Genomic DNA, 3,070 nt, shown 5'->3' with positions numbered 1-3,070 from the left:
CAGCCAGCATGGTGAATCAGAAACACACTGATTTGGGAATCCCAAATCGATTCAACCTAAACCCATCCCGCTTTAGATATCTTCGTGTCTGTCGATCCTCGTCATCGCCCCTGGCGCGAGTCCCGAAGGATCGACGGCGATCAGGTCGGCCGCCGCCGGGCGTGGCCTGATCAGCGGTCCGAATGCAGCTTCTCGAGAAACTCCTTCACGCCGCTGACGGCGCCGGTGCTGGAGGCGACATAGCCGGGAAGGGCGCCCACCGCCTTGTGAAACTCGCTGCTCTTCATGATGTCGAGCACGCGCTGCATCGGCTCGGTCTCGAGGAAGGCGCGCTTGCACACGAAGAAATAATCTTCCGTGAGCAGGCGGATGAAATCGAGCCCGAACTGCCGCGCGGCAGCTTCGACGCCGAAGCTCGCATCCGCCATGCCGCTGGCGACATAGGCGGCGACCGCGGCATGGGTGAACTCCATGTGCTGGGCGCCGTTGATCCGCCCTTCCGGGATCTTGTGCAGCGCCAGCAATTGATCGAACAGCAGCCGCGTGCCGGAATCATGGTCGCGGTTGACGAAACGGGCCTTGCGCTCGACCAGGTCCTTCAGCGACGTGATCTTCAGCGGGTTGCCGCGCTTGACCATCAGGCCCATCTCGCGCGTCACGAAATTGATGACGCGGTCCTCGCGCGGATCGAGCCACTCGCGGCAGGCCTTGATGCCCTGCGCGCGCAATTCGCCGCGCGGCAGGTGCACGCCGGAGAGATCGCAGGCGCCCTGCGCCAGCGAGACCAGCGAGTTCTGGTTGCTGACATAGCGCAGATCGACGCCGACGCCGCCCGCGCGGTCGAGGAACTCGCGCAGCTTGGAGACCGCAAAGCCGTGGCTGGCATGGACCCGGATCACCGACGGCCGCTGCTCGAGAAACGGCTTGATCTCGGTGACCAGTTCCTGCGCGAGGTTCTCGAGCTGCAGCCCGAGCCGCGCCTGCATGCGCTCGCCGGCCCACACCAGCTTCTCGCCGAATGGCGTCAGCTTCGAGCCCTTGCCGCGCTGGGTCTCCACCAGCGGCACGCCGAAGAAGCCGGTCCATTGCTCGATCAGGTTCCAGACATGGCGATAGGACAGCTGCGCGTCGTTGGCGGCGCTGGTGATCTTCCCGGTTTTCCTGATCTCGTTGAGGATGCCGAGCATCACGACCGCGGTCTGCGGGCTGTCCTCTTTCCGGAATCGCCAGACGGTCTCGATCTCGATCTGCAGCATGGTGGTCACCAATTATGAAATTGGCTTCATATCCTGGCATGCCAATAGGCACAAGATATCATATTTACTGCTGATCGAAGCCTCCTACGTTGAATTACAACACCAGGAGGAAATATGATGTCAGTTGCATATGACTATGAGCGTGACGCCCGCCGCGCCCCGACCATCAGGGACGAATTGCTGCTGATCGACGGCGCCCGCGTCCGTTCGCTGTCCGGAAACACCTTCGAGTCGCTCAATCCCGCCACCGAGCAGGTGATCGCGACAATTGCCGAAGGCAACGAGGCGGATGTCGACCGCGCCGTGGCGGCCGCCCGCCGCGCCTTCGAGGGGCCGTGGCGCACCATGCGCGCGGCCGAACGTGGCCATATTCTGCTCCGATGGGCCGAGCTGCTGAAGCAGCACGCCGATGAAATCGCAGCGCTGGAGAGCCTCGATGCCGGCAAGCCGATCTCGGCGGTGCTGCGCCAGGATTTTCCGGCCGCCATCGACACGCTGACCTATTACGCCGGCTGGGCCGACAAGATCAGCGGCGATGTGGTCTCGGCGCGCGACGACGTGCTGACCTATACGGTGCGCGAGCCGGTCGGCGTGGTCGCCGCGATCGTGCCGTGGAATTTCCCCCTGATGATCGGCATGTGGAAGCTCGCGCCGGCGCTCGCCTGCGGCTGCACGGTGGTGATGAAGCCGGCCGAGCTGACCTCGCTGTCGGCGCTCAGGATCGGCGAGCTCGCGCTCGAGGCCGGACTGCCGAAGGGCGTGCTCAACATCGTGACCGGCCCCGGCCGCATCGTCGGCGATGCGCTCGTCAATCATCCCGACGTCGACAAGGTGACGTTCACCGGCTCGCCCGGCGTCGGCCGCGGCATCATGAAGGGAGCCGCCGGCAACTTCAAACGCGTCTCGCTCGAGCTCGGCGGCAAGTCCGCCAATGTGATCTTCGACGATGCCAATCTCGAAGCCGCTGCCAAGGCCGCGGCTGCCGGCATCTTCTTCAACGCCGGGCAGGTCTGCTCGGCCGGCTCGCGCGTGCTGGTGCAGGAGAACGCCTATGACGAGGTGGTCGAGCGTCTGGTCGCCCGCGCCGAGGCGTTGCGGATCGGCGATCCCGCCGATCGCGCCACCGCGCTCGGGCCGGTCATCTCCGAGAAGCAGATGCGCTCGATCCTCGATTATGTCGAGATCGGCAAACATGAAGGCGCGCTGCTGGCCACCGGCGGCGCGCGGGTCGGTGACCGCGGCTATTTCATCAGCCCTGCGGTGTTCGCCAACGTCGCGCACGAGATGCGCATCTCGCAGGAGGAGATTTTTGGTCCCGTCGTCAGCGTGATCAAGTTCAAGGACGAGGCCGATGCGCTGCGCATCGCCAACGGCACGGCGTACAGCCTCGCCGCCGGCGTCTGGAGCGCCGATATGGGCCGCGTGCAGCGCTTCGCCAAGAAGGCCCGCGCCGGCACGGTGTGGATCAACACCTATGGCTACACCGATGTGCGGCTGCCGTGGGGCGGCGAGCGTGATTCCGGCCTCGGCCGCGAGCACGGCACCGCCGCGCTCGATAACTTTACCGAGCCGAAGGCGGTGTGGATGAATCTCAACGTTTGACGCGCGTCGAGAGACGCGAGAGCGCGCGTCACAAAACAGCTGTCGTCCCGGCGAAGGCCGGGACCCATAACCACGAATATCTGTTGTTGCACACGGGTGGGATGACGAGTCCCGCCAACAACGACTGCTGCGGAGTATGGGTCCCTGTGTCTTGGAAGTCTGTCAGGATGAGGGTGGGCGGGAAGCCGTTGGGTCCTTGGCGCTTGACGCCG

The 3,070-nt window shown here is 64.7% G+C and carries 2 protein-coding genes; one reads left to right on the top strand and one right to left on the bottom strand.

Annotated elements, in window-relative coordinates; genetic code table 11:
• Positions 1-170: 170 nt before the first annotated feature.
• Positions 171-1,256: a substrate-binding domain-containing protein gene (locus tag IF803_RS42305; RefSeq protein WP_212059352.1), complete on the bottom strand. Its 1,086-nt coding sequence runs from the start codon at positions 1,254-1,256 to the stop codon at positions 171-173.
• Between the two features lie 117 nt (positions 1,257-1,373).
• Here IF803_RS42305 and IF803_RS42300 point away from each other — a divergent pair, with 117 nt between their 5' ends.
• A complete protein-coding gene (locus IF803_RS42300) occupies positions 1,374-2,858 on the top strand; it encodes an aldehyde dehydrogenase family protein (protein WP_461196136.1) in 1,485 nt (494 codons plus the stop codon).
• Positions 2,859-3,070 lie beyond the last annotated feature (212 nt).

The organism is Bradyrhizobium sp. UFLA06-06, from assembly GCF_054820065.1.
Note: the sequence above shows the minus strand (reverse complement) of the source record. Positions and strands in the feature narration are given on the sequence as shown.